We start from the raw sequence: 26,562 nt of genomic DNA, 5'->3' as shown, positions 1-26,562 counted from the left end.
GTTTTGCCAGACGTTCAAAATCTTGTCTTAAAATCGGTTTGAGTAATTGATGAAATACGGTATTCTGATGTGACAAAACCTGAGTCCTTCTCGTTAAAGTGTTGGTTAGCACTTATATTTTAACGATTTGGGCTCAGGTTTTTTTATTTAAATTAAACTATGGGACAGCAGTGGCGTCTATGCGCTCTTTTTTATATTGAAAATGATTACTCTGCTGAACTTTTTGGAACTTCACGTCGAATATACGATGCCAAAGTCAAATAGTTCACACCTTGGAATAAAATATCCACTGCCAAGAATAAGCCTAAAACCCAGAATGGTGCATCAGGTGACATCAAAATCACGATCCCAGTGACTAAGGTCAAAATACCGGAAAACAGTGTCCAGCCCCAACCTTGCAAGGCGCGGAACAACAAGGCACTAAAGATACGAATCACACCGGCAATGATCAAAACAATCGCCAGTAAGTTAGTGAGGATAATTGCGGTTTTCACTGGCGTAGTAAAGGCATAATAGCCCGCGACTAAATACAACACGCCAAATAAAGCCCAGAACCAACGGTAACCACCTTTAAAAATCTTAAACGCTGCGATGAAATGGATTACCCCACCCAACATCATCAAGACACCAAAAATATAAATCACGGTAAGCGTCGCAAAAGGTAAGGCTGCCAAAAGGACAACACCAAAAATCACCAATAACGCACCTAAACCCAAATACCACTTACGGTTTTCATGCAGTTGACCGCGAACTAAATCGTTACCTACAGTTTTCATGTTTATTCTCAAATTGTGAGTTATTCATTTAAATATCTAAGGTAATTATGGACACTGATCAAAGGGAAATGCAAACTTCATCCACAACGAGCAGTCAAACTGTGGATAAGTTGAGCGTTATCCACACTATTTTGTCCATCCAATTTCATTCGCTGTCAGCTCATTAATTACCGTTTGAGCCAATGAATCGGGCATTTTACTTTGCGTTTGTGAGGTTGGAATATGACCCGCCATTAACTCCGCTTTGGCTTGTGGAAATAACGGTTGCTGGTTTGGATCAGCATAGCCAATGGGGAAAATCGGCTGGCCACTTGCTAGGTCATATTTATCTGTCGCACCAAAGGCATGCAATAACTCATGTGCCAATACAATTTTATTTTGCTCTGACTGTTTTTTCGATGCAAACAAATTGACTGAGCCTATCCGACCATTTTCCAAAGCTGTAGAATGTTTCAGCTCTTTGCGCTGTGTAGGATCATAGTAATTTAAAAATAAGGTCACACTTGGTGCACCATCGACACGTTTATGCTGTTGCCACGCATAATAACGGAACTTTAAACTCCACAAAATGACATCGAGTAATCCTGCCTGATCTGGAACTTTCGGTGGCAATACTTTGATTTCTCGCCCTAATTTGAAATAAATATATGTTGGCTGTCCACGGTAGCGTTGTGCTGTATTTTGTAGATATTGCTGTGCTTCACTCAAACTCAATTCAGATAAGCTTTGAATATACGCTTGAGTCGATGGCCGACTATCTGCATTAATTGGGTGCAAGAGTACAAAGATCGGTTTGCCCCAATCTTGATTTTTGTCACGGTATGCATTGACCGCCACAATCAATAAAATGATCAGCAGACATAATACCCGAATTTTTTTCCACATACCCCAAGTCTCAAATTTGTTATTTCATTTTATGGATTAAATTAAAACAGAAGTTTAATTCAATGTCTTTTCAGATGGATTCAACTTGGTATAAAAAATTATATTAGGAACGATTAAAAATAAAAAATGCCGACCGAAGTCAGCATTTTTATTGAATTTTTTAGCTTAAGCCTCAACCCATTTTCCGTCTTTATATACCAAAGACCATTTGGTTTGTTTGCCTTCAGCTGTTTCAGAACCAATGTATTGTGCTTGGTTTTTACGACTGAATTTCACTAAGGTTGGATTCCCTTCTGGGTCAACATCAGGCGCTTGCAAAATAAATTGATATTTTGGATCAAGCTGTTCAGCCACGGTACGCAATTCAGCCACTTTTGGTGCACGGGTTTCACGCACTTTCGGGAATTTACTTGCTGCCAAGAACAAACCTGCAGCACCATCACGTAGGACAAAGAAGTCATCATGCTTGGTTGAACGGAGATGTTCCATTTTGATTGGATCGACCCGTGGAGGTGCAGGTTGACCGCTTTTTAATACCTTACGCGTATTGTCACAGCTGTTGCAGGCAAAGTATGGACCAAAACGGCCAGTCTTCAACTGCATTTCGCCTTCACATTTGTCGCAAGGAATGGTTGGGCCATCATAACCTTTAATTTTGAACTCACCTTCCTCAAGCTCAAAACCAGGACAGTCTGGATTATTGCCGCAGACATGTAACTTACGACCACCATCAATCACGTAACTATCCATCGCAGTTTCGCAAATTGGACAACGCTTTTTCGACATTAAGTCGGCAGTTTCCGCACCATCATCATCTGAAAGTGCTGCCAATGACTCGACTGGGGTGAGGTTTAATGTGCCCTTACAACGCTCTTTTGGCGGTAAGTTATAGCCTGAGCAACCCAAGAACACACCAGTAGTTCCTGTACGGATCTGCATCGGACGGTCACATTCTTTACAATGTACCGCATCCACTTCCACAGGTTGATTACGACGCATGCCGTGCTCACCTTGCGCCGTGGTTAAGCGTGTTTTGAAGTCACCATAGAAGCTGTTAAGCAATTCTTTCCAGTTACGCTCACCATCTGCCACTTTATCCAGCTGACCTTCAAGGTCTGCGGTAAAGGCGTAGTTCATCAAGTTATTGAAGCTTTCATCGAGACGATCTGTCACGATTTCACCCATTTTCTCGGCGAACAAACGACGGTTGTCGAGTTTCACATAACCACGGTCTTGAATGGTCGAGATAATTGCCGCATAGGTCGAAGGACGGCCAATGCCTTTTTTCTCAAGCTCTTTGACCAATGACGCTTCGGTGAAACGTGCAGGTGGTTTGGTGAAGTGCTGCGATGGATCTAGTTTTTCTAATTTGAGGACTTCACCCACTTTTACCGCAGGCAACAACACATCATCATCCGATTTGTTTTGACCACGAACTTTGGTAAAACCATCAAATACCAGCGTACGACCTTTGGCTTTCAGTTCCACACCATTGGCATCGACTAAAATCGTTGAAGATAGGTATTCCGCAGGTGTCATTTGACATGCCACAAACTGACGCCAAATCAGGTCATATAGACGCTGTGCATCGCGCTCTGCCCCTGCCAGTTGATCACCTTTCAGCGCCACATTGGAAGGACGAATCGCTTCATGGGCTTCTTGCGCACCAGCTTTATTGCCATAACGGTTTGGCTTGGCCGGTAAGTATTTCGCACCAAATTCAGATTCGATATGACCACGCACCATATTGACCGCATCATCACTTAGGAATGTGGAGTCGGTACGCATATAGGTAATGAAACCCGCTTCATACAAACGCTGTGCCAGCATCATGGTTTTCTTGACCGAGAAACCAAGACGCGTACTTGCTGCCTGTTGCAAAGTCGAGGTGATATATGGCGCGCTTGGATTGACCTTGGTGGGTTTATCTTCACGTGTGGTGACTTTATATTCAGCGTCTTTAATCAGGTTCAATAAAGCATCAGTTTCAGCTTTATTGCGCAATTTTAAAGTCTTGCCATGTTGCTTTACTGCTTCAAGACGAATGTCATCTTTTTTCGCTTTGGTGTCTGCAAAAACTTGCCAGAATTCTTCTGGAATAAAAGCACGAATGTCGCGCTCACGCTCAACCACCAGTTTGACGGCAACCGACTGCACACGACCCGCAGACAGACCACGCGCAATTTTTTCCCACAACAATGGTGAGATCATAAAGCCGACAATACGGTCTAAGAAACGACGGGCTTGTTGAGCATTCACTTTGTCCGTATCAAGGCGAGAAGGATGTTTAAATGCTTCTTGAATGGCATTTTTAGTGATTTCGTTGAACACCACACGTTGATAACGTGAGTCGTCCCCGCCAATCACCTCCTTTAAATGCCAAGCAATCGCTTCCCCTTCTCTATCCATATCCGTTGCGAGATAGACCTCGTCAACTTGCGAGGCAAGCTTTTTCAGTTCCGCAACAACATGTTCTTTACCTGGTAGGACTTCGTACTGTGCCTTCCAGTCATTTTCAGGGTCAACCCCCATACGATTAACCAAAGCTTTTTGTGCTTTTTGGGCTTTTTCAGCATCGGTTAATTTGGTTCGTGTCGCAGGTTTTTTCTCTGCTGTTTTACTCGAACCACCTGTAGGCAAGTCACGGACATGACCCACCGAGGATTTTACGATGTAGTCCGAACCTAAATATTTATTAATTGTTTTCGCTTTTGCAGGCGATTCCACAATCACTAACGCACGCTTTTTTCCAGCATCGGAAGATTTTGCTGTGGTACTTTTAGATGTGGACCGAGGAGCGTTCGCCATAGTTAACCATCATTCCTGTTTAATAGGTATTTTAAAATTTAGAGTTCAGCCAATGAATGTAAAAATGCCTTCATATCATCAAGCTGTGTGGCTCTTAAATCAGATTCTTCATCCCAATAGAGTCCTACACAGTTCGCCTGCATATCAATAGCATAAATGCCCTTTAACGTCACAGGTAAATCCTTAAACTTGTCATCACCATGTACCAGTTCAAGTTTGTCATCTACCACTAAAGCACGCATTAAAGGCAAACGCGCATCTGGAATCAGCACACTGTAATACGCCACCATACTGGCACGTTTTTCAGTCGCCATTGGAATTTTAGTCCACGCCGGCGCAGCCACTAAACGCGGATGGAGTCCCATTTTACGCGCCTTCTCACGCATAATGCCTAGTGCTTTTTCTCTTGGATTGACTCGAAGTCCAAAAATTGATCCAAGGATAAAGATCACGATAAAAACGGTAATCCAAATTCCAGTATTTTCCATAGCACAACCTTCATATTCCTATATTAGATTTGCATAAGCTCAATATAAAACGCAAGTTCACGCGATAAAATTAATTCAGGAACATCTCGTGGCTATACAGCACTTCGTGACCATTCCAGTAGATATATCCTTTTTCGATCAACTCTTTAAGCAATAATCGAACATCAGATTTCGGGAACATTTGTTCCAACAAGTCGCGTAAAGCATAGATATCTTTAGGCTTATCTGACTTTAATTCGTGCAATTTACGAATCACTTCCATCTGCACAGGGTCAATTTTGTTAAAGTTTTTAAATAAATCTTGTTGCGCAGCATGAATTACCGAAGCACTCTCTTGTTCTACCTCAAGCGACTCACTCAAGGACGCAGAAAGCACCGATAGATCGGTTAAAGTTGGTGCAAGCGTTGTCGGCTCTGCATTCAAATCGAGTTGCACCCACTGCTTTAAGACTTTTTTACGAATCGAAATCTGTTCATCAAAGCGTTTCACAATTTTTAAATTGATCAGCATACCAACCAAGTGCTGTGCCTTTTTTGCTTGAATTTGCAAAATATTAATCAGCGAATTTTTCAGCTTATCTAAACTATTGGGCTTACCACTGAGTTTTTCCAGGCCATCACAATAGTGTTTGATCAGCAATAAATCAGGCTTGTTTCGAATGGTTTCAATATCTGGAATTTTATATTTTGGTTTCTGTGTCGCCTGATCTTCAGGCTGAATCTGAATCAGATGAGCACTCAGCTCAGAACCGTTTAATTGTTCCATCAACAACTCAATTTCCGGCATAGCTGAAATGACTTCGATATGTGAATCGGGTGCCATCAAGGCGATGAGTTGCCCGACAATCACCGCATATTCAAATTCTTTTTGTGGGGTTTCAGGAATATCTAAAACCACCAGTTGTCCACTGCCAATCCACCCCGCAATTTCAGTGAGATCTTCGAGTGCATATTCAAATTTCCCACTGCAGCTAAACACGTACAAAGTACTGTAATGTTGAATAATATTACGCAGTAAATTTGCCGTAGGAGGGTTATTTTCCAAATCCAGCAGGACAACTTTTTCAGTCATAAGGTTGAATAATCAGTTCAGATCAACAGATGCGGTGCATTAGACCTGCCACAAAGTAAAAGGTCAAATAAATTTACAACTCAAGTCTCAGTGCTCACATTGATGTGGACACCTGAGCACTTAATAATGCGGTGGTCGATTGGTCATTGGGTCAAATTCAGCAATACCTTCAGATAAATCTGCAGATTCGATTCGACGATACAACATCTGCATTTGTTTCTTTAAATCAGCAATTTCGGCATTTTGGCGCGCCACTTGATCATTCAGTTGTTCAACTAAATCATCTAAAAATGCAATTCGGACTTGCAAATCTTCAATGGGTGCGGAAAATGACGCCTGTTCATCAAGATTTTGTTGTGTAGTCAATTTACACTCCTCAGATAAGATTTCAGGAAACATTATGGCCTATATTACTTTAAGGGATGTCCAACTTGCGTTTGGCGGACCTGCCCTACTCGATGGCGCGAACTTTAGTCTAGAACGTGGCGAACGAGTGTGTTTAATCGGTCGTAATGGTGAAGGTAAGTCTACTTTACTTAAACTGATTGAGGGAAGTTTATTGCCCGATGGCGGTGAAGTTTCTCTGCAAAATGGCATCACTATTTCGATGTTGGCGCAAGATGTACCAATGGATTCAGGTCGTGTGGCCGATATCGTTGCCGATGGTGCGGGTGAAGCAGCCAATATTTTACGTGCCTATCATGAAGCAAGCGAAGCCTGTGTCTTGGGTGATATGGATGCCTGCGAACGTATGGGCAACTTGCAACATCAAATGGATCAGCATGATGGCTGGGCGCTTGAAACTAAAGTTAATGCCATTTTAAGTAAAATGGGTCTCGACCCTGAAGCGGACTTGGCAGATTTATCGGGTGGTCGTAAACGTCGCGTACTCTTAGCGCGTGCATTGTTAACGCAACCCGATGTGTTGTTACTCGACGAACCGACCAACCATTTGGATGTCGAAAGTATCGAATGGCTAGAAAAATTCCTGCTCGATCAAAACAATTTAACCTTATTGTTCATTTCGCATGACCGCTCATTTGTCGACAATATTGCCACCCGTATTGTGGAATTAGACCGCGGTATTTTGCGCAGCTATGAAGGTAACTATTCACGTTACTTAGAACTTAAAGCGCAGCAAATGGAAGCGGAAGAAAAACAAAATGCGCTGTTTGATAAAAAACTGGCGGAAGAAGAAGTTTGGATTCGCCAAGGGATTAAAGCGCGTCGTACCCGTAACGAAGGTCGTGTCCGCGCCTTAAAAGCGCTACGTGAAGAATCCCGTGCACGCCGCTCACAACAAGGTAAAGTGAGCATGGCTACTCAGGATGCGCAGCGTTCAGGTAAAGTGGTCTTTGAAATCGAAAATCTACAGGTTAAATTCGGCAATAACGACCCGATTATTAAAGACTTCTCCGCATTGGTACTGCGTGGTGATCGTATTGGTCTGGTTGGTGACAACGGTGTGGGCAAAACCACATTGATTAAAGCTATTTTGGGTGAACAAGAACACGGCGGTAGCGTAAAAACCGGAACTCAACTCGAAGTCGCGTACTTTGACCAATTGCGTAATGCGCTGGATCTGGAAAAATCCGTTAAAGATAACGTATCCGAAGGTTCTGACCATGTCGATGTCAACGGTAACCGTCGTCATATTTATAGCTATTTACAAGACTTCTTGTTCTCCCCAGAACGTGCACGTACTCCTGTAAAAGCACTTTCAGGTGGTGAACGTAACCGCATTCTTTTGGCAAAACTCTTATTAAAACCATCGAATCTAATTGTGATGGATGAACCGACCAATGACTTGGATATGGTGACGCTCGAGCTGCTTGAAGAAATGCTCGCGGGTTATCAAGGCACACTGTTATTAATTTCGCATGACCGTGCCTTTATGGACAATGTCGTGACCTCAACTTGGGTCTTTGATGGTAAAGGTAATATCGATGAATACATCGGTGGTTATCAGGATTATCTAGAACAACGTCCAGACCAAACAGTGGTCGATCAAAAAAGTGATGTGAAAAAAGCCATTGCCAAAGCAGAAGCTGCTGTACCAAAAAAGGTTAAACTCAGCTATAAAGACCAGCGTGCACTGGATCAATTGCCAAGTGAAATTGAAGCTTTGGAAAAAGAACAAGCCACTCTTTCAGAAAAACTGGCGGATGGTTCTTGGTTCCTGACTGATGCAGATGCAGCAACCCAAGCATCACAACGCCTCGCTGCGATTGATGATGAAATGTTGGAAAAAATGGAACGTCTGGAAGAATTAGAGAATATGGCCAAAGCTTAAAGCTAAGCATTTACTGATAAATCAAGCCGTATTTCAATACGGCTTTTTTTATTCGCTTTATCCTGTAAAAAAAGCGAGTCATCACTTCAAACGTCACTCTTCGAGCGGCTAAAAATACTATTTCCACCGACTTCAAAAGCTTGTTATGGTGGCTTTCAATTTCATAATGAGATGTGATCATGCAAATTTCAGATCAAATTGTATTAGTCACTGGCGGTGCGCGTGGACTGGGCTTAGCCATTAGTAAAGCCCTGATCGCAGAAGGTGCACGGGTGGTGGTGAATTATCTTTCCAGCCAAACTGCAGCCGAGCAATTGGCTACTGACTACCCACAACAAGTCTTCTGCTACCAAGCAGACGTGACCAACAAAGCTCAAGTGGAGCAGTTATTTTCCGCAGCAGAAAGATATTTTGGCACTGCGATCACCTCTGTGGTAAACAATGCGCTGATTCATTTTCAGTTTAATGGCGATGCACGTCCCAAAATTGAAGAACTGACCGCACAGACGTTACAACAACAATTCGAGGGTGCAGTGGTTGCGGCCCTGAATACCACCCAAGCTGCATTGAATCATATGAAGCAAGCAGGTTTTGGTCGTATTGTGAATATTGGCACCAACTTGGTTCAAAACCCTGTGGTGCCCTATCATGACTATACCGCAGCTAAAGCGGCATTATTGGCCTTTACCCGTACCGCAGCGCATGAACTCGGTGAATATGGCATTAACGTCAACATGCTGTCTGGCGGCTTATTACAATCAACCGATGCCAGTAAAGCCACTCCCGATGCTGTGTTTGATTTGATTGCGGCATCCACGCCGCTACGTACCGTGACGACACTAGACGAATTTGCTGCCGCTGTGATGATGTTCCTCTCTCCTTACTCACGTGCCGTGACCGGTCAAAACTTAATTGTGGATGGCGGTTTAGTCAAAGGCTAATCACCATCCAACATGAAGCTGAATTTTCTCTTTCAATTCAGCTTCATGTTAAACTGCATGCTATTTTTCAATCTTTGATTTAGTCCTATGAGTCAAAAGTCCCATTATCAACCTGGTCAATTTCAATGGTCTTTCCTGCTCCCACAGTATTGGGGCATTTGGATTGGCATTGTATTCCTCATGATTTTGGCAATTTTGCCGTGGGCCATTCAATATCGACTCGGACAATTTTTAGGTTCTGTTGCATTTAACAATCTCAAGTCACGCCGTAAAACCACCATTCGCAATTTAGAAGTCTGTTTTCCCGAATGGACGGCTGAAGAAGTTGAAGCCAATGCGCGTCAAGTTTTTATTGATCAGATGATTGGCATCTTTGAAACTTTAAATGCTTGGTATAGCCCACAATGGTTTAAAAATCGAGTCAAAATTGAAGGGTTGGAGCATATTAAAAATGCACAGGCCAATGGGCAAGGTATTTTATTACTCGGCACACACTCGACTTTGCTGGATGCAGGGGGCTATTTATGTGCTCAGTTCTTTGAGCCAGATGTGGTCTATCGTCCGCAAAACAATCCGCTGTTGGATATGTTAATTGTGCGCTGCCGAGCAACCATCTATGCCAACCAAATTGACCATGACGATATGCGCGGTCTGATCCGTAATCTTAAAAATGGTCATGCAATTTGGTACAGCCCAGACCAAGATTTTGGCCTTAAACAAGGCGTGATGGCGCCATTTTTTGGTACACCTGCGGCAACGGTTACAGCGCATCGTCGTTTATTAAAAATATCTAAAGCGGTGGCGATTCCGCTGTATTTTTACCGCGTTGGTGATATTGCCAATCCAAGCTATCATGTGCTGATCGAACCAGCTTTAGACCAATTTCCAAGTGCAGATGAAGTCGAAGATGCAATTCGAGTCAATCAGATTATTGAAAATCAACTCCGCATTGCACCGACCCAGTACATGTGGTTCCATCGCCGTTTTAAAACCCGCCCACAAGGCTATGACAAAATTTACTGAGTTCAACTCACCGGATCAATAAAAAGGGAAAGATTATGAAAGTGATGCAGCTTTTACCTGAACTCAACAGCGGTGGTGTCGAACGCGGAACATTAGAAATTGCACGCGCACTGGTTACGGCGGGACATGAATCACTGGTGGTTTCCAATGGTGGGCGCATGGTGAGCCAGCTTGAAGCAGAAGGCTCAACCCATCTCACTTTGCCGATACATAAAAAAGCCCTATCGAGTTTGTGGCAAATTCGCCCTTTACGCAAACTGATTCAACAACAGCAACCAGATATCGTGCATGTGCGTTCTCGTGTACCTGCTTGGCTGACGCATTTTGCACTCAAAGGTATTCCTGCTGCACAGCGACCGCATTTAATTTCGACGGTTCATGGCTTTTATTCGATTAACCGTTATAGCCAAATTATGACCCAAGCAGAAAAAGTCATTGCGGTGTCCGACAGCGTGGTGCAATACATCACAGAGCATTATAAAAACTGTCCGCCGCAAGATATTGTGCGGATTTATCGGGGTATTGACCCAACAGCATTTCCGCATGGTTATCAACCTTCAGCGCAGTGGTTGAATCAAACATTTAAAGACTTTCCTGAATTAGAAAATAAATTTTTAATCTGTTTGCCCGGCCGTATTACCCGATTAAAAGGTCATGAAACCCTGATTGAATTAATGCATCAATTGCATGATCAATATCCAAACCTACATGCCATTGTAGTCGGTGGCGCAGACCCGAAAAAAGCAGCGTATCTGCAAGAAATGCAAGATAGTATTCAAGCGAAAAACTTAACTGAGCGTATCACCTTTGTCGGCCATCGCTCTGATATTCGCGAATGGTTAGCTTTTAGTGATGTGGTGTTATCTTTATCGAGTCAGGCAGAAACTTTTGGTCGTACCGCACTTGAGGCACTCTCTGTAGGGACACCTGTAGTAGGTTGGAATCGTGGTGGGGTCGCTGAAATTTTATCTCAACTCTATCCGCAAGGCTTGATTACGGTGGATGATCAAACGGCGCTATTAAATACGTTGAAAACACATATTGATACACCACAAACAGTTGCGCCCGTACAAATGTTTAGTTTAAAAGAGATGTGTGATCAGACTTTAGCGGTTTATCAACAGATCTTAAAATAAAGAAAATGTGAACAAAGAAAAATATCAACTGTCCAAATAAAGCAAACCCGAGTTCTGCATCCTGCAAAACTCGGGTCTATGAGGTTGTGCTTTCACAAGTATTCTTTTTATTTTATATTGGCTTTCCTTACCTGCATCCGATCCGTGATGCTTCCAGCGGCTTCGTCTTCCATAGTGGGATATTCCATTCCCCATTCCATTTGCCGATGAACAAAGAATAAGTCAATACGATTGACCTGACCATTCGTCAGAAGCCGAAAGCTGTGTAAGCTATTTCTTACACTTTTCTCTTAAACCAACACAAGCTAAAGACTTTTGCTACCCTTTTTATAATCACGGGCAATATCATCGGTCACGATTTTTTCTTCTTTTTCAGCCTGTTCGATCCCTTCTTGAATCGCATCTTGCGCTTCTTGTTCATCCTCCTCCGTCTGTTCCAGTTCTTCCTGAATCTGCTCAAACACCCGTCCTGTCTGTAAAACCACATACACAGGAAAATGATCTGAACCTATATGCGGCAGACGTTCCATATGCACTAAGGCAAAATCGGTACTGTGAAAAATATGATCCAGAGACCAACGTAATAAAGGATAATCGGCATGAAACGTATTGACAAAATGCCGCCCAACGCGCGGATCAAGTAAACCACTGATACGCTGAAATAATCGCGTGGTCCGCGACCATGCCACATCATTCAAATCCCCCATCACAATGCAGCTTTCATCCAGATCTTGGATTTGATCCCCTACAATCAACAGTTCAGCATCCCGTAAAGTTGAGTCTTTGGCCTCAGTAGGGCTCGGCGGTTTTGGATGTAGACAATACAGTTGCACTTGATTACCTGAGGGTAAAGTCACGCGGGTATGTATCGAGGGAATTTCATCGCTTAAGATAAATTTCACTTCGGTTTCGGTCAGTTTCAACCTGCTATACAAGTGCATGCCATATAGATTATCGAGTGGAACAGCAACACGATAAGGATAGTCTGGCTCGATCACCGAGAGTTCGTTCTGCCACGTTTGATCTGTCTCTAGCGTCAGCACTAGATCAGGCCGATGTTTCTGAATAAGTTCAACAAGTAAATGATATTGGGTATTTGGTGTCAGTACATTGGACACCATCAAGGAAATCTGCTTATCGGGATTCAATTGTGAGGTACGTACCTTTTTCACCTGCTTTTTCCAGAAAAAGGTATAAGGCAACACCATTTTTAATTGAAAAGCCAAAGCCGCAATTAAGCCCATTAAAATCAGCTCACGAGCAAAGTCCCACGCTGCATCCCAGACAATCATCAAAACAAAAGCCAGCAGACCTACCGCCAGAATTTGTAGCCGAGGGAAGTCTGCGCCACGAAACCACCATTCATCGCGTGGAATCAACGACCAAAAGGACAGCCAAATGACGATACAGGCCAGTATTTCAATCCAGATCATTTCGCCTCCTTTTATATTCTTTATTTTTTATTGATTCATAAATTTATATCAGTTTTGCATGTAACATAAACAAGATATATTACACAATATTATTGGTGTTTTCATTGTGTAGTGCTTGCAGTTATGCGCTCGTTTGATACACTCGAATCCCCTTTTATTTTTTACGCACCGAGGCAAAGTGGCATGAAAGTAGGTCTGGTCGGTTGGCGCGGGATGGTTGGTTCTGTCCTTATGCAACGTATGGTTGAAGAGAATGATTTTGCTCATTTTGAGCCATTCTATTTCTCTACCAGTAACGCAGGTGGTAAAGCGCCTACGTTTGGCGGTAAAACTGCCCCAGCACTTATGGATGCATCAGACATTAATAGTCTGAAGCAAATGGATGTCATTATTACCTGTCAAGGTGGCGATTACACAACCGAAGTGTTCCCTAAGCTTAAAGCTGAAGGTTGGAACGGTTACTGGATCGATGCGGCGTCTACCCTCCGTATGGATGACGAAGCGATCATCGTGCTTGATCCAGTTAACATGAACGTGATCAAAGACGGTTTAGTGAACGGTACTAAAACTTTCGTCGGTGGTAACTGTACCGTTTCCTTGATGTTGATGGGCTTAGGCGGTCTATTCCAAAATAACCTTGTGGAATGGGCAACTTCAATGACTTATCAAGCTGCATCAGGTGCAGGCGCGCAAAATATGCGTGAATTGATCTCAGGCATGGGTTACCTCTACAACAACACTAAAGATTTGTTGGATGATCCACGTTCTCCAATTTTAGACATCGACTCTAAAATTGCTGAATTACAACGTGGTGAAGGCTTCCCTGCTGCAAACTTCGGTGTGCCTTTAGCCGGTTCATTGATCCCATATATCGACAAACAGCTTGAAAGCGGTCAGTCGAAAGAAGAATGGAAAGGTCAGGCTGAAACCAACAAGATTTTAAGCAACCAGCAAATCGTACCAATTGATGGTCACTGTGTTCGTATCGGTGCAATGCGTTGTCACTCTCAAGCTTTAACTTTAAAGCTGAAGAAAGACGTGCCACTCGATGAAATCGAAGATATGTTACGCAGCGCGAACCAATGGGCAAAAGTGGTTCCAAATACCCGCGAAGCATCGATGACTGACCTAACTCCTGTAGCAGTCACAGGTACGTTATCTGTACCAGTAGGTCGTCTACGTAAATTAAACATGGGCAAAGAATACCTAGGTGCATTTACCGTAGGTGACCAATTACTGTGGGGTGCTGCTGAGCCTTTACGCCGTATGCTCCGAATCCTCATTGATTATAAAAATGCTTAAATATTTTTAAGCCCATGAATAAGAAGCCGATCACAATTGATCGGCTTTTTTATGTAACTATCGTGTAAGTATTTTACAATTCTGCGACAAGTCGCTAATCTATAATTTTCGCCATGCGACATATATTCGAGCTAAAGATTAAGATGACCGTATATAACAAATTAAAGATCGCCATTTTAGCCGTTATTGCTTCTCAAAATATTCATGCGATTACCATTGATCCAGTTCAAATTCAGTCAGCACCAGGGGAATTGCTGTACGCCGAGATCCAATTTCGCCATTCAGATACATCTGTGCCACTCAATGCGAGCTTGGCCAGTGCTGAAGATTTACTCAGCATGGGGGCTGGGCATCAACCACCGGGGCATCTAAACTTTTTTACCCGTCGTGATGGTGCGGGCAACGGTGTAATTACCATTACCTCTTCACGCCCAATCACAGATGCTGAACTCAACTTCATTGTGAATATTAAAGAAGGGAATGCGTCTCGCCTGCAACCGATTAAAACATCACTCAAACGTAGCAGTGCGAGCTCAAACGCGAATATTACCCGTAGCAATGAACGACCATTAGCACCCGTCATTGTGGTGAATGAAAAAGATATTGCTCTCAATTTACCGGTCAGTACGCTATATACCGCGAAACCGCCTATTTCTGCCGAAAAACCGTTGCTGCTTAGCACAAAAACTCCACCAAAACTGACGCAACTTCCTAGCTCGTCCACCCCTGTTGCAATTGAATCACCAGCGCATGTACAAAATTATTCCGTTACAACAGCGGCTCAAAACAATGCCACTGCTAGTTCAATGGTTGCATCTCAGCCAGTCAAAACATCAGCGGACTTAAAACCTGCAACCACAGCACAATCCAATGCGGGATCGACTCCAAGTCATGCATCTTCGACCACCGCATCACAAGACCCACTGGCCAAAAAATTTGCTGCAGAAATGGCTGCAAAACGTGTTGAAAACGCAGTTCATCAGGCGCCCGTTCAGGCACACACACCAAAACCTACTCCAGTTGCAGCGCCAGCTTCTGCACAATATGTAGTGCAATCGAATGAAAGTTTATGGGGAATTGCATCACGTATTGCATCGGAACAAAATCGCCCGGTGTCTGACGTAATGAAGCAAATTAAAGCCAGCAATGAACACGCGTTTATTCAAGGCGATGTGAACCGTTTACGTCGTGGTGCCGCATTAAATTTGAATGGTGCAAAGTCGTCTAAACAGCCGCCAAAAGTCTCGGCTTCTGAACTTGCAAAAACCCCATCGAATCAATCTGGCAAAGCCAAATATCGTTTAAACCAAGCTGAAATGAGTTTGGTGGCAGAGAAAGCCCAAGATTCAACTCAAGCTTCTGCCAACAGTGCCGCGGAAAAAAATAAAACATCGAACGAGTTATCATTAAAAGTTATGACAGCTCGGGAAAAAACCGTTAAATTACAGAGAAACGTAACTCAATTAGAATTGGCACTAAATCAAAAGGATCACAGAATTCAACTATTAAATGCGCGTTTGGCTCAATTGCAACAACAGTTGAAAGCTCAACAAGCAGATAAAAGAAGCCAATAAACTAAACGTTACCAATGATGAATTTTATCGGGATGAGTGCAACTTCAATCACTCTATCTCCAAGGGGTTAAAACATGCTGATTTATGTGATTCCATTAGTGATCTTAGTGATCGTTTTGGTGATTTTAAACCAACGCCAAAAAGCGCAAGAATCAGATAAACCAAAAACAACCGCCACTAAGCCCAAAAAGTCAGGTGCTTCAGCGAAAGTTGCGCCAAAGAAAACTCAGGTGGTTGAAAGTTCAGTGGTTGAAAAAAAGGCAACCACTGCATTAACTGCAGATACACGTCATAAAATTGAAAAGCTGATTGCGGAACGTAATTTTTTCTCTGCTGAGGCGCAAATCAACCAATCTTTAAAACGTGATAATTCTCAGCATGAACTGTATCTTTACCTCCTTGATATTCATATTTTGCAAAAAGATGAATTTGCCATCAGTCAGCTGTTGAGCCATATTCGCTCACTCGAATTAGATGAGATCCTCGCACAAGCTGAAGCCAAAAAAGCAGAGTTTGAAAATTCACAAAATGTAAAAGATGAGTCAATCGCGTTCATTTCACCAGTCATTGAAGAAGCACCTGTAGCCATACAAAATACTGCTGATTTTGATGCATTAATTGAAAATGCAACACCTGCGCCAGTCGAAGCAAAAGTTGAAGAAATTAAACCACTAGATTTCAACTTTAATGCTGCACCAACAATCGCAGAGGAAGCGCCTGCTCAAGACGCTAAAGTGGATGAGATTAAACCACTTGAGTTTGATTTAGGTTCAATTCAACCACCTAAAACAAACACCGTAGGCGGAAAGGTTGAAGCTCCTGTTACTGAAGAAATCAAACCTCTAGATTTTTCATTAGATTTTGCGCCAACTAGCGAAAAACCTGCTGAAGTTGCAGCAGAAGTGAAACCTGTTACTGAAAAAATTGAACCGTTAGATTTTTCATTTACCACTGAAGTTCCAGTCAAAGAAGAAACAGTTGTAGAAACACCTGCTTTAAATTTTGACCTAGGTTCATTTGATGTAGCAAAAACAGAAGAGGTTACAACACCTAGCGTCGATTTCAATTTAGATGCAGTTAATTTAGATACAGTCAACGAAAAACCAGCAACACCAGCTTCTACAGGTCTCCATTTTGATATTAGTACTGTCAGCGCACAAACAGCGCCAGCGACTGATCAAAATGATCCACTGATTCAATCCTTCCCAGAGCTGGTCAATGTGAATGAGGCTCAACTGAATCTTGATTTGGCAGCACAATATATCAAACTCGGTTTATATGAAGCGGCACGCGAAATTTTGGTAGAAAAAGAAGCTGAATTTTCAGCGGAACAACGCCAACAGGCCGATCAGTTACTGAATCAAATCGCTTCTTAAGTCAAAGCACTTTAAAATAAAGCAGTCTTCTATGGCTGCTTTTTTTATGATGAAAAAAATTGCGTTGATTTATATGGGCGGAACCTTTGGCTGTATTGGGGAACCTTTAAGTCCAATGCCTGCTGATGCATTTCTGCCAAAATTAAAACACGTGCTCCCGCTCGATATGCACATCGATTGTTTCGTTGCACCGGCTATTCGAGACAGTAGTGCCTGTACGGCACCAGATTGGCTCGCCCTAATTCAACAAATACAATCACTACAATTACAACATTACCAGCATTTCATCATCATTCACGGTACGGATACGCTCAGTTACGCCAGTGCTGTACTTGCTCAATTTATGGGACAATCCGCGCATATTGTGCTGGCCGGTAGTCAATATCCCTTATTGAACATTCAAGGCGACAATACGCGGGAATTTACCGATGCCATCGACAATTTAAATTTTGCCTTAACTTCTGTACTGAAATCCTCTGTTGGGGTGTATTTGGCATTCCACCATCAGCTTATGCATGCACAAACGGTATTAAAGGTACACACGACTGAACTGCGCGCCTTTGATGGTCTGGATGCCAATAAACAGATGAAGCCTGTTTTAACACCTTATATCGTTCAGGATGCAGACATAAATCGAAGTGCTCAATTTAATTGTATCAGTCTAATGTGGCAGCCACTCTCACCCGAATTACAATGTCAGAATCTGCGCAATCTACTTGCTGATTTACCTGATGTGATCATTTTGCAAGGTTTTGGTACAGGGAATATTGCTATCAGTACCGAACTGATCAATACATTAAAAGAAATTCAGCAGCATGGCTGTGCCATTGTACTGACTACGCAAGTCAGTTTTGGTTGCATTGACCAACGTTATGCCATCAGCGCATGGATTAAAGACAGTGGCCTATTACTGAGCAATTGCTTAGGTCATGCTGATCTGTATGCCAAATGTCTAAAAATGTATTTACAATACGGCAGCGCAGCAAATTGGGCTACGCATTGGAACGATGAAGTCATTTGAGGTAACTATGCAACGTTTTGCAATTGGGATTGAGTTTTGTGGCATGCAGTACAAAGGGTGGCAAACACAGCAACCCGGTGTACCGAGCCTACAAGAAACCATTGAAACCGTACTCAGCAAAGTTGCCAATGAGCCGATTATGCTGCATGGTGCGGGTCGTACCGATGCAGGCGTCCATGCCACCAATATGGTGGCACATTTTGACACGCATGCCATTCGTCCCATTCGTGGCTGGCTAATGGGCAGTAATAGTCAATTACCGCGTGACATTTCTATCCAATGGATTAAAGAAATGGATCAGGACTTCCATGCGCGCTTTAAAGCGCAAGCACGACGTTATCGTTATGTGGTGTATAACAATGCTCAGCGCCCTGCCTTACTACATAAGCAAGTGACCCATGTTTATGCCAAGCTAGATATAGCAAAAATGCAATTGGCCGCAGCAAAGTTTGAAGGGACACATAATTTTGAAAGTTTTCGTGCTGCAGCATGTCAGTCTAATCAACCTGTGCGCCATGTCAGTCATTGCCGTCTAATTCAACATGGTTGTTATTTAGTGCTTGATATTCAAGCGGATGGATTCTTACATCATATGGTGCGTAACATCATGGGCTGCTTGCTTGAAGTGGGTCAAGGCATGTATGACGTTGACCATATTGACGCAATTTTTGCTGCGGAAGACCGTAAAGCAGCAGGGGTAACTGCACCACCTGATGGCTTATATTTCATTCATGCAGATTATCCTGCACAGTTTGAATTACCCCAAATACCACTTGGGCCACATTGGCTGAATATGCCTGAGTGATTGATTTTCAATTACCTTTACCCCCCCTAACTCCTCCTGAAAGGAGAGGAAAATTTCTCCGGATAAAGGGAAGTTAGGAAGGAACTTTAGAAGATAAAACTTAACGCTGTTTACGTTTACGATATTCCACAGGGGTTTCATTGGTCCAGCGTTTAAAAGCACGGTAGAAGGTACTCGGTTCAGAAAAACCAGTTAAATACACAATACGTTCTACACTTTCATTGGTATTGGCCAAAAGCTTTTTCGCCAAACGGCAACGGTAATCAGACAAAATTTGCTGAAAACTGGTATTGGCCTCAGACAACTGGGTACGTAAACGACGCGGGGTAATATTCAGCTGCGCTGCCACAGTTTCCAAGGTCGTGTCACCACTTTCCAAAGTTGAACCAATGGCACGACGCACTTCACCAACCAAATCGTAACGCGCCAATTCCTGTAGTTTTTCAATTGCCAGTTGCTCATGCAATTGCAATAACTCAGGCTCTGCTTGCCACAATTGATAGTCTAAAATCGCAGGATCAAAGTACAAGCGAGTCTCATTTTGCCCCAAACTGACTGGACATTCATAGACACGGAAATATTCATCATTCGGTGCGCCTTGACTGAAATTAAAGTCAATATAAATCGGCTGAAAACGTCCTTCAGTAATAAATTTAAAGAAACGCAGCACACCCGACATCGCACACTCGGAAAAGTGACGATTGACAATATTTTCTGCCCAAGGCTGATGCCCATTGGTCAAATAGCAACGATCATCCTCAATCACCAACTTTGCATGAAAGGCATCACTGATCAGACGTTGATAGGCCAAAGCACGTTTCAAGCCTTCACCAAAATTTTCCGATGAAATGAATAAGTGCTCAATCACTTGCCCACGATACAGAGGTAAATGCTCACCCAGATGTAAACCAATATCAGGATCCTTGCTGACCTCTTCGGCAGCCACCCAAAATGCAAATTGTGCATTCAGTGGAGTTCGATCATTGGTTTCCACCTGATTTAACGCCACACCCGCTTTTGTTAAAATTTCTTCTGTTGGTAATCCTGCACGACGAATTGCTTGATACCCTAAACGCAACACAACAGATGCATCAGTTAGCTGACCCACTCCAGAACCTTCCTTGTATGTACTTCATTTATACCTAAAAAGATTGAAATTAGATTAACTGCGATTGACCAAACTGACAACAGGTCTAGCGCTTTTTTTGTAGAAAAAGTTTAACCGCTTTGTTCGCTTATTTTACTGACAGTCGATCAGTTCAAAGCCTGCGGGCGCTTGTATTCTGTAAAAAAATTGACTATAATTTGCGCCTTTCCAATTTATTCATTCAGGTAGGCTATGGCCAATAAAGAGGAACTCATCGAGTTCGAAGGCGTTGTCACCGAGACGCTTCCTAATACTATGTTTCGTGTACGTTTAGAAAACGGTCATGAAGTGACTGCTCACATTTCTGGTAAAATGCGTAAACACTATATTCGTATTTTGACTGGCGACAGTGTTAAAGTAGAAATGACACCTTATGACTTAACTAAGGGTCGTATCACTTACCGTGCACGCTAAGTTCTAGCGAAGCAAAAAAGCCACTCAAGAAGTTAATGCTGATCAGTTAAGGAAATTCGGGTTATTTATTACCCTAAATTTCCTTATATTTGGATTTAAAGTGAGCTAAATTTACGTCTTACTGACCTTATTTTTAACTTTTAAATCCTTAACTGACTGGCATTAACTCAAGAAGTGGCTTTTTTAATGTCTAGTTTTAAAATAATCATGAAAAATTGATGATAAACCGGCCTTCATTTACATCATAAAATTAAACGCCTTTACGCTAAACAACAACAAAACTTATTGATATCAAAAGACTAATCTTACGTGTTCCAACCTTATGTATTCGCACCCGATGACGAATCAAATGTAGCTCAACTTGCCCAATATACATATTCTAAATCTTGAATCTAGATACAAGTAGCCAATAGGTATCCCAGTTCAACATCATCCCATAGAAATTTGAATATTGAATGAAATACCAGCTCGAACTCCAACTATGCGACAAGCTTGCAGAGTTGATTAACGAGGTTAAGAAAGTATGTGAATGTTAAAGTCATTTTAAGATTTGGATTGATTATCCTACACTTTAACCGTGTATCAAATGACTACAGTATTATTGCTGAAAATCTGCTTAAACTAGGTTTATTTCGTGAGGAATTTACCCATGAAATTAAGCAAAATACATTTAATGCTTAAATTTGGATGTTTATCCATGTTAAGCATCATTGCATTGGCTGGCTGTACCACCACACCCACAAGTTCCGCATTTGAGCGTCAGCGCTATCTAGAATCGTTTATTGGCAAATCCAGCGAAACCATTCAATCTCAACTCAATTTAAGCCAATTGGGCTATCAAAATATCAGTCCCGGACTTCTTACGCCCAGATCGCCTAACTTATCGTGTCGCGCGTCCGATCAGCATTCCACTCCCCATGGCAGACAACCCTGCTCTCGGGCTAGGGAGCGGTTCAGCCGTACCGATTCCGAGCGGCTCAAATGGTTATGATATAAGCCTCAGTTGCCTGATTGAATTCAGCTTAAAAGACAATATCGCAACCGATGTACGCTTAACCGGTCGAACCTGTTGATTCCACGATGGTCCATATATTTTAATTAAGCATAAAAAAACGCAGCGCTGAGGCTGCGTTTTTCATTCAGTTTGAACTTAGTTCAATGCAGTCACTACCGCTTGACCCATTTCTACTGTACCAACTTTGGTACTGCCTTCAGACATAATATCGCCTGTACGTAAGCCTTGATCCAAAACCTGACCTACCGCATCTTCAATGGCTTTTGCTGCGGCTTCTTCACGGAAGGTATAACGTAGCATCATTGCTACAGACAGAATGGTTGCCAATGGGTTGGCAATGTTTTGACCTGCGATATCCGGTGCAGAACCATGACATGGCTCGTACATGCCTTTACCATTCTCATCAAGAGAAGCTGAAGGCAACATTCCGATCGAACCGGTTAGCATGGCTGCTTCATCCGACAAAATGTCACCGAACAAGTTACCAGTTACGATCACGTCAAATTGTTTCGGTGCACGTACCAATTGCATTGCCGCATTATCCACATACATGTGAGATAGGTTAATTTCTGGGTACTGCTCTTCTTTTAACGCCGTTACGGTTTGCTTCCACAGCTCCGTTACTTCAAGAACGTTAGCTTTGTCTACTGAACAGACTTTACCACCGCGCAAATTCGCCATTTCAAATGCAACTTTGGCAATACGCTTAATTTCAGACTCTGCATAAACATCCGTATTGAAACCTTGTTTTTCGCCATTTTCAAGTTCACGAATACCACGTGGCTGACCGAAGTAAATACCACCCGTTAATTCACGAACTATCAAAATATCCAAACCAGATACAATTTCAGGTTTCAAGCTTGAAGCATCCGCAAGTTGTGGATAAAGAATGGCTGGACGTAAGTTGGCAAATAAATTTAATTCTGAACGGATTTTTAACAGACCACGTTCCGGACGAATTGAACGTTCAATGCTGTCCCATTTCGGACCACCCACAGCACCTAACAAAATTGCATCAGCTTTTTTTGCTTGTGCAGCAGTCACCTCTGGATAAGGTGAGCCATGGGCATCAATCGCAGCACCACCCAATAAACCTTGTTCCCAAGTCAAACCTAAGTTGAATTTTTCGTTGACACGTGTCAGCACTTGTTCAGCAGCTTTCACGATTTCAGGGCCAATACCATCACCTGGTAAAATCAAAATATGTTTTGACATGAGTTTTTCCATTTATACGCTGGTTATTTTCCAGTCAGATTTAAAATTTCTTTTCTACAAACTCACCAAGTCCAGTCAGGACATTGTAAGGTCGGCAGAAACGTCGAATGGTTTTATTGCCTTGCTTTAGGTCAACACAGAGCGGATCAGGCGCAGATTTATCCAACAGGCTGCCCTTATTTTTCGATCTGTCACGGTACATGTTAAAACTGTACTTTTGCTTCGACCTAAAATTGTGAATCACATGCAAGCTTTCCGCTTTATCCGGTGAAATTGGATAAAAACGAATCACTACTTCATGCTGACCCGGAGGCACAGATAAATACACGGGATTTGGCTCAGAAAGCGATTGCCCATTTAAACGGACAATCCCTGCTTTTATGGCAGCACGTTGGACTTTGTGACGTATTGCATCAACGATAATCAATTGATCCAAACGTTCAAACTCACAATTTTCTGTGCCTGCACAATAAATTAAGGCATTATTTTTGGTGCTTTCTGTTTCCTTCACATTTTTAATGCGTTTCGTGTCTATTGTTTGGCACGCAGTCAGTGATGCAAGCATCACTCCTGTTATAAGCAGCTGACCGAAGAACTTTCCCATTTTTCGAACCCAACCTGATAATTACTGGCGAACGTACAAATTTTGTTTCGCCTGATATTAACAAGACTTCAGCATTACTACCAAGAAGTTCTTCGACCAAACTGGCTTAAGCTTTAATTTCAGCAAAGACCCAAGGGCGCGCTGCTTTGGTTTTTTCTTCATAAGCACGAATATCATCTGCAGCTTGTAAAGTTAAACCAATATCATCTAAGCCATTCAATAAACAGTGTTTACGGAATGGATCGACTTCAAATTTAAAGGCTTCGCCCGATGGGGTACGCACTTCTTGCGCATCCAAATCAATGGTTAGTTGATAGCCTTCCGTTGCTGCACATTCTTTAAATAATTGATCAACAATCTCTTCAGATAAAATCACTGGCAACATGCCGTTTTTAAAGCTGTTGTTAAAGAAAATATCGGCATAACTTGGTGCAATTACAGTGCGGAAACCGTATTCATTTAAGGCCCAGGGTGCATGTTCACGGCTTGAACCACAACCGAAGTTTGCACGTGAGATTAAAATACTCGCACCTTGATAACGTGCTTGGTTCAAAACAAAATCAGGATTTTTAGGACGTTTTGAAATATCTTGCCCTAAATAACCTTCATCTAAATAACGTAATTCATCAAATAAGTTGTCGCCAAAACCGGTGCGCTTGATTGATTTCAAAAACTGTTTTGGAATGATTAAATCTGTATCGACATTGGCACGGTCTAAGGGTGCAACGATACCTTGTTCAACGGTATATTTTTTCATGGTCTTTGCTCCTATTAGCCGATCTTAAAATGTACGCACATCAACAAAATGACCTGCAATCGCTGCTGCTGCCGCCATCGCTGGGCTAACCAAATGCGTACGTCCGCCATTGCCTTGACGACCTTCGAAGTTACGGTTCGACGTTGAAGCACAGTGCTCGCCCGGCTGCAATTTGTCGGCATTCATTGCCAAGCACATTGAACAACCCGGTTCACGCCATTCAAAACCTGCTTCGATTAAAATTTTGTCTAAGCCTTCTGCTTCCGCTTGTGCTTTCACCAAACCAGAACCCGGCACGACCATCGCCTGTTTAATACTTGCCGCCACTTTTTTGCCTTTGGCAATTTCAGCAGCCGCGCGAATATCTTCAATACGTGAGTTGGTACATGAACCAATAAATACACGATCTAACTGAATATCTGCCAATGCCTGACCCGCAGTTAAACCCATATATTGATACGCACGTGTCCAATCATTACGCTGCACGTCATCTTTGGCTTGTTCTAAGGTTGGTACAGCCTGTGAAACAGGAATGACCATTTCAGGTGAAGTTCCCCAAGACACTTGCGGCTCAATCTCTTCACCTTGCAACACTACGACCGTATCAAAGTGTGCACCATCATCTGAATGCAAGGTATTCCAATAAGCAACCGCGGCATCCCATTGCTCACCTTTTGGTGCATAAGGGCGGCCTTTTACGTATTCAATGGTTTTGTCATCCACAGCCACCATACCGACACGCGCGCCGCCTTCAATCGCCATGTTGCAGACTGTCATACGGCCTTCGATCGACATATCACGGAATACTTGGCCGCCAAATTCAATCGCATGACCCGTACCGCCCGCTGTGCCAATTTTGCCAATAATGGCCAAAACCACATCTTTCGGGGTGACACCTTGACCCAACTTTCCGTCTACGCGCACCAACATATTTTTCATTTTCTTTTGAACTAAGCATTGGGTTGCCAATACGTGTTCAACTTCTGATGTCCCAATCCCATGCGCCAAGCAGCCAAATGCACCATGTGTCGCGGTATGTGAATCACCGCACACCACCGTCATGCCCGGTAAAGTTAAACCTTGCTCAGGCCCAACCACGTGTGCAATCCCTTGACGTACATCATTAATGTCAAACTGCACCACATTAAAAGTTTTACAGTTATCGTCTAAAGTTTGTACCTGAATGCGCGACGTATCATCTTCAATCCCCGCAATGCCTTCAGAGCGTTCTTTTTTAGAGGTCGGCACGTTATGGTCAGGTGTTGCTACGTTAGCACTTAAACGCCAAGGTTTGCGACCCGCAAGCTGAAGCCCCTCAAATGCTTGTGGTGAAGTTACTTCATGCAATAAATGACGGTCGATATACAATAATGAAGAGCCATCATCTCGTTGTTTTACTAAATGGTCATCCCACAATTTGTCGTATAAGGTTTTTTTAGTTTGGATTTCTGCTTTTGGGGTTTCGCCTGCCATGTCGATATGCTCCACTGGACTGGGTAAATTCTTTCGTTAAATCGATTATAACCACGTATTCACATAAATCTAATTTATCATTTTTATTAGTTCAAAAACTTATAGGAATGAAATTTTAAAGTGGATACTTTGGTTTTTTCAGCCCTATTGAGCAGGATAAGAATCACCTCAATGTCGCGTTGAAACTCGATATTGACACTGGTTTTTAGTTTAAATCATGTCTGTTACTCGACTATTTTATGTCTTAATTCAAAAATTCAATATTCAGCAATTGAATTTTCTCTTTTACAACGCAAATAAGAATCATTATTATTAAACTAAACCAAAATGTATTGAATTCACAAGGAGCATTTTCATGGTACATATCAATCAATTTGTGATGAACAATCAGCGTATGTTCAAAAAAACCTTAAGTTACTACATCATGCATATTACGGTGGCAATGTTGGTCGGTTATTTTGTGACGGGTAGTCTTGCGATGGCTATTACCTTGAGTTTGTTGGAACCGACCGTACAAGCTTTTGCCTTCTTCTTTCATGAAAAAGTATGGGAAAAGAAAGATAAAGCTGCTCAGAATAAAATCTCCGCTTAAAATTTGCTTTTTTTGCTCCTTGTAGAAAAACCACCGTAAAGGTGGTTTTATGCTTTAAATGCTCAAATAAATCCTGCCATTTCACTGGCCATTATCCTAGGTCTAACTGTAACTCAATCCATGCATTGATATAGCGGAGACCATGGCTATTTCTGCTCTGCCATCAGCTTTTCATTTGTATGCACCAATTGTTCGATCGCCAGAATTAACTGGTTTTTTGCGGCATTACATTCTGCCGCGGCACGGTTTTCATCATCTTCATCATCGGCAAGTTCATACACGGCACAACGTTTCTCGACCGTACCTTCAAAAATATCGAGCAGATTTTTAATATGTTTAGGCTCTAGACTAGCAGATTTATACTTAATTTTATCTAATGATGTTCCACAACTCAGTTGCTAACTCATTAGGT

General features: G+C 42.5%; 26 protein-coding genes. 12 read left to right on the top strand and 14 right to left on the bottom strand.

What is annotated here, in order from left to right:
* The 7 genes from ACN6OV_RS03545 to ACN6OV_RS03515 all read right to left on the bottom strand — a co-directional run.
* Positions 1-76, bottom strand: a 76-nt coding sequence (locus ACN6OV_RS03545; RefSeq protein WP_228263026.1) for a DUF4372 domain-containing protein, incomplete at its 3' end; no start/stop codon positions are given.
* Between the two features lie 130 nt (positions 77-206).
* A complete protein-coding gene (locus ACN6OV_RS03540; RefSeq protein WP_427949694.1) occupies positions 207-776 on the bottom strand; it encodes an HdeD family acid-resistance protein in 570 nt (189 codons plus the stop codon).
* Between the two features lie 126 nt (positions 777-902).
* The gene (locus ACN6OV_RS03535; protein WP_427949692.1) at positions 903-1,661 is read right to left on the bottom strand and encodes a hypothetical protein; all 759 of its coding nucleotides are present in this window, start codon (positions 1,659-1,661) and stop codon (positions 903-905) included.
* A gap of 165 nt (positions 1,662-1,826) precedes the next feature.
* Positions 1,827-4,469 carry a type I DNA topoisomerase gene (topA, locus tag ACN6OV_RS03530; RefSeq protein WP_427949690.1) on the bottom strand — a complete coding sequence of 881 codons (2,643 nt, stop codon included), beginning with the start codon at positions 4,467-4,469 and terminating at the stop codon, positions 1,827-1,829.
* 38 nt (positions 4,470-4,507) lie between these two features.
* Positions 4,508-4,957 carry an ammonium transporter gene (locus tag ACN6OV_RS03525; RefSeq protein WP_427949689.1) on the bottom strand — a complete coding sequence of 150 codons (450 nt, stop codon included), beginning with the start codon at positions 4,955-4,957 and terminating at the stop codon, positions 4,508-4,510.
* A 70-nt stretch (positions 4,958-5,027) separates the two neighbouring features.
* Positions 5,028-6,029 (bottom strand): hypothetical protein, encoded by a 1,002-nt coding sequence (locus ACN6OV_RS03520; RefSeq protein WP_427949688.1) that lies wholly within the window; start codon positions 6,027-6,029, stop codon positions 5,028-5,030.
* A gap of 120 nt (positions 6,030-6,149) precedes the next feature.
* The gene (locus tag ACN6OV_RS03515) at positions 6,150-6,395 is read right to left on the bottom strand and encodes a SlyX family protein (protein WP_427949686.1); all 246 of its coding nucleotides are present in this window, start codon (positions 6,393-6,395) and stop codon (positions 6,150-6,152) included.
* 34 nt (positions 6,396-6,429) lie between these two features.
* On the opposite strand from ACN6OV_RS03515, the gene ACN6OV_RS03510 reads away from it, so the two are divergent.
* The 4 genes from ACN6OV_RS03510 (at position 6,430) to ACN6OV_RS03495 (ending at position 11,422) form a co-directional block, all read left to right on the top strand.
* Complete coding sequence (locus ACN6OV_RS03510) at positions 6,430-8,322, top strand: ATP-binding cassette domain-containing protein (protein ID WP_427949684.1); 1,893 nt, start codon at positions 6,430-6,432, stop codon at positions 8,320-8,322.
* A gap of 179 nt (positions 8,323-8,501) precedes the next feature.
* The gene (locus tag ACN6OV_RS03505; RefSeq protein ID WP_427949683.1) at positions 8,502-9,263 is read left to right on the top strand and encodes a 3-oxoacyl-ACP reductase; all 762 of its coding nucleotides are present in this window, start codon (positions 8,502-8,504) and stop codon (positions 9,261-9,263) included.
* Between the two features lie 87 nt (positions 9,264-9,350).
* Positions 9,351-10,286: an LpxL/LpxP family Kdo(2)-lipid IV(A) lauroyl/palmitoleoyl acyltransferase gene (lpxL, locus tag ACN6OV_RS03500; RefSeq protein WP_427949681.1), complete on the top strand. Its 936-nt coding sequence runs from the start codon at positions 9,351-9,353 to the stop codon at positions 10,284-10,286.
* Between the two features lie 35 nt (positions 10,287-10,321).
* Positions 10,322-11,422 (top strand): glycosyltransferase family 4 protein, encoded by a 1,101-nt coding sequence (locus ACN6OV_RS03495; protein WP_427949680.1) that lies wholly within the window; start codon positions 10,322-10,324, stop codon positions 11,420-11,422.
* Between the two features lie 305 nt (positions 11,423-11,727).
* Here ACN6OV_RS03495 and ACN6OV_RS03490 read toward each other — a convergent pair whose 3' ends face one another.
* Entirely contained in the window at positions 11,728-12,855 is a 1,128-nt protein-coding gene (locus ACN6OV_RS03490; protein ID WP_427949679.1) for an endonuclease/exonuclease/phosphatase family protein, read from the bottom strand.
* Positions 12,856-13,038: 183 nt separating this feature from the next.
* On the opposite strand from ACN6OV_RS03490, the gene asd reads away from it, so the two are divergent.
* From asd to truA, 5 genes are all read left to right on the top strand, one after another.
* Complete coding sequence (asd, locus tag ACN6OV_RS03485; protein ID WP_427949678.1) at positions 13,039-14,157, top strand: aspartate-semialdehyde dehydrogenase; 1,119 nt, start codon at positions 13,039-13,041, stop codon at positions 14,155-14,157.
* 143 nt (positions 14,158-14,300) lie between these two features.
* On the top strand, positions 14,301-15,731 hold the full coding sequence (locus ACN6OV_RS03480; protein ID WP_427949677.1) for a hypothetical protein: 1,431 nt from the start codon (positions 14,301-14,303) through the stop codon (positions 15,729-15,731).
* Between the two features lie 74 nt (positions 15,732-15,805).
* On the top strand, positions 15,806-17,107 hold the full coding sequence (locus tag ACN6OV_RS03475) for a fimbrial protein FimV (protein ID WP_427949676.1): 1,302 nt from the start codon (positions 15,806-15,808) through the stop codon (positions 17,105-17,107).
* A gap of 49 nt (positions 17,108-17,156) precedes the next feature.
* Positions 17,157-18,128, top strand: a complete 972-nt coding sequence (locus ACN6OV_RS03470; protein WP_427949695.1) for an asparaginase domain-containing protein — start codon at positions 17,157-17,159, stop codon at positions 18,126-18,128.
* A gap of 7 nt (positions 18,129-18,135) precedes the next feature.
* Positions 18,136-18,933, top strand: a complete 798-nt coding sequence (gene truA, locus ACN6OV_RS03465) for a tRNA pseudouridine(38-40) synthase TruA (protein ID WP_427949674.1) — start codon at positions 18,136-18,138, stop codon at positions 18,931-18,933.
* A 100-nt stretch (positions 18,934-19,033) separates the two neighbouring features.
* On the opposite strand, the gene ACN6OV_RS03460 is transcribed toward truA, so the two are convergent.
* The gene (locus tag ACN6OV_RS03460; RefSeq protein WP_427949673.1) at positions 19,034-20,041 is read right to left on the bottom strand and encodes an AraC family transcriptional regulator; all 1,008 of its coding nucleotides are present in this window, start codon (positions 20,039-20,041) and stop codon (positions 19,034-19,036) included.
* 231 nt (positions 20,042-20,272) lie between these two features.
* On the opposite strand from ACN6OV_RS03460, the gene infA reads away from it, so the two are divergent.
* Both infA and ACN6OV_RS03450 read left to right on the top strand, forming a co-directional pair.
* Positions 20,273-20,494, top strand: a complete 222-nt coding sequence (gene infA / locus ACN6OV_RS03455; protein ID WP_427949672.1) for a translation initiation factor IF-1 — start codon at positions 20,273-20,275, stop codon at positions 20,492-20,494.
* Positions 20,495-21,411: 917 nt separating this feature from the next.
* Positions 21,412-21,567 carry a hypothetical protein gene (locus tag ACN6OV_RS03450; protein ID WP_427949671.1) on the top strand — a complete coding sequence of 52 codons (156 nt, stop codon included), beginning with the start codon at positions 21,412-21,414 and terminating at the stop codon, positions 21,565-21,567.
* A 77-nt stretch (positions 21,568-21,644) separates the two neighbouring features.
* Here the strand turns inward: ACN6OV_RS03450 and leuB are convergent, their stop codons facing one another.
* The 4 genes from leuB to leuC all read right to left on the bottom strand — a co-directional run bounded on the left by leuB (position 21,645) and on the right by leuC (position 25,558).
* Positions 21,645-22,724, bottom strand: coding sequence for a 3-isopropylmalate dehydrogenase (leuB, locus tag ACN6OV_RS03445; protein ID WP_427949670.1), 1,080 nt, complete (start codon positions 22,722-22,724; stop codon positions 21,645-21,647).
* A gap of 40 nt (positions 22,725-22,764) precedes the next feature.
* Positions 22,765-23,328 carry a hypothetical protein gene (locus ACN6OV_RS03440; RefSeq protein ID WP_427949668.1) on the bottom strand — a complete coding sequence of 188 codons (564 nt, stop codon included), beginning with the start codon at positions 23,326-23,328 and terminating at the stop codon, positions 22,765-22,767.
* 106 nt (positions 23,329-23,434) lie between these two features.
* Positions 23,435-24,085, bottom strand: coding sequence for a 3-isopropylmalate dehydratase small subunit (gene leuD / locus ACN6OV_RS03435; RefSeq protein WP_427949667.1), 651 nt, complete (start codon positions 24,083-24,085; stop codon positions 23,435-23,437).
* A gap of 24 nt (positions 24,086-24,109) precedes the next feature.
* A complete protein-coding gene (leuC, locus tag ACN6OV_RS03430) occupies positions 24,110-25,558 on the bottom strand; it encodes a 3-isopropylmalate dehydratase large subunit (protein WP_427949665.1) in 1,449 nt (482 codons plus the stop codon).
* A 355-nt stretch (positions 25,559-25,913) separates the two neighbouring features.
* Between leuC and ACN6OV_RS03425 the strand changes: the two genes are divergently transcribed.
* Entirely contained in the window at positions 25,914-26,150 is a 237-nt protein-coding gene (locus ACN6OV_RS03425; protein ID WP_427949663.1) for a DUF2061 domain-containing protein, read from the top strand.
* A 146-nt stretch (positions 26,151-26,296) separates the two neighbouring features.
* Here the strand turns inward: ACN6OV_RS03425 and ACN6OV_RS03420 are convergent, their stop codons facing one another.
* A complete protein-coding gene (locus ACN6OV_RS03420; protein WP_427949661.1) occupies positions 26,297-26,431 on the bottom strand; it encodes a hypothetical protein in 135 nt (44 codons plus the stop codon).
* Positions 26,432-26,562: the final 131 nt, after the last annotated feature.

The sequence above is a fragment of the Acinetobacter sp. genome (assembly GCF_050285345.1).
Classification (GTDB): Bacteria; Pseudomonadota; Gammaproteobacteria; order Pseudomonadales; family Moraxellaceae; genus Acinetobacter.
This window is presented reverse-complemented; position numbering and strand designations above follow the sequence as displayed.

Bases quoted from the DNA above. Each gene is read 5' to 3' on its own strand.
- ACN6OV_RS03540 (WP_427949694.1), bottom strand. From the start codon at position 776: ATGAAAACTGTAGGTAACGATTTAGTTCGCGGTCAACTGCATGAAAAC.
- ACN6OV_RS03535 (WP_427949692.1), bottom strand. From the start codon at position 1,661: ATGTGGAAAAAAATTCGGGTATTATGTCTGCTGATCATTTTATTGATT.
- topA (WP_427949690.1), bottom strand. From the start codon at position 4,469: ATGGCGAACGCTCCTCGGTCCACATCTAAAAGTACCACAGCAAAATCT.
- ACN6OV_RS03525 (WP_427949689.1), bottom strand. From the start codon at position 4,957: ATGGAAAATACTGGAATTTGGATTACCGTTTTTATCGTGATCTTTATC.
- ACN6OV_RS03520 (WP_427949688.1), bottom strand. From the start codon at position 6,029: ATGACTGAAAAAGTTGTCCTGCTGGATTTGGAAAATAACCCTCCTACG.
- ACN6OV_RS03510 (WP_427949684.1), top strand. From the start codon at position 6,430: ATGGCCTATATTACTTTAAGGGATGTCCAACTTGCGTTTGGCGGACCT.
- ACN6OV_RS03505 (WP_427949683.1), top strand. From the start codon at position 8,502: ATGCAAATTTCAGATCAAATTGTATTAGTCACTGGCGGTGCGCGTGGA.
- lpxL (WP_427949681.1), top strand. From the start codon at position 9,351: ATGAGTCAAAAGTCCCATTATCAACCTGGTCAATTTCAATGGTCTTTC.
- ACN6OV_RS03495 (WP_427949680.1), top strand. From the start codon at position 10,322: ATGAAAGTGATGCAGCTTTTACCTGAACTCAACAGCGGTGGTGTCGAA.
- ACN6OV_RS03490 (WP_427949679.1), bottom strand. From the start codon at position 12,855: ATGATCTGGATTGAAATACTGGCCTGTATCGTCATTTGGCTGTCCTTT.
- asd (WP_427949678.1), top strand. From the start codon at position 13,039: ATGAAAGTAGGTCTGGTCGGTTGGCGCGGGATGGTTGGTTCTGTCCTT.
- ACN6OV_RS03480 (WP_427949677.1), top strand. From the start codon at position 14,301: ATGACCGTATATAACAAATTAAAGATCGCCATTTTAGCCGTTATTGCT.
- ACN6OV_RS03475 (WP_427949676.1), top strand. From the start codon at position 15,806: ATGCTGATTTATGTGATTCCATTAGTGATCTTAGTGATCGTTTTGGTG.
- ACN6OV_RS03470 (WP_427949695.1), top strand. From the start codon at position 17,157: ATGAAAAAAATTGCGTTGATTTATATGGGCGGAACCTTTGGCTGTATT.
- truA (WP_427949674.1), top strand. From the start codon at position 18,136: ATGCAACGTTTTGCAATTGGGATTGAGTTTTGTGGCATGCAGTACAAA.
- infA (WP_427949672.1), top strand. From the start codon at position 20,273: ATGGCCAATAAAGAGGAACTCATCGAGTTCGAAGGCGTTGTCACCGAG.
- ACN6OV_RS03450 (WP_427949671.1), top strand. From the start codon at position 21,412: ATGGCAGACAACCCTGCTCTCGGGCTAGGGAGCGGTTCAGCCGTACCG.
- leuB (WP_427949670.1), bottom strand. From the start codon at position 22,724: ATGTCAAAACATATTTTGATTTTACCAGGTGATGGTATTGGCCCTGAA.
- ACN6OV_RS03440 (WP_427949668.1), bottom strand. From the start codon at position 23,328: ATGGGAAAGTTCTTCGGTCAGCTGCTTATAACAGGAGTGATGCTTGCA.
- leuD (WP_427949667.1), bottom strand. From the start codon at position 24,085: ATGAAAAAATATACCGTTGAACAAGGTATCGTTGCACCCTTAGACCGT.
- leuC (WP_427949665.1), bottom strand. From the start codon at position 25,558: ATGGCAGGCGAAACCCCAAAAGCAGAAATCCAAACTAAAAAAACCTTA.
- ACN6OV_RS03425 (WP_427949663.1), top strand. From the start codon at position 25,914: ATGGTACATATCAATCAATTTGTGATGAACAATCAGCGTATGTTCAAA.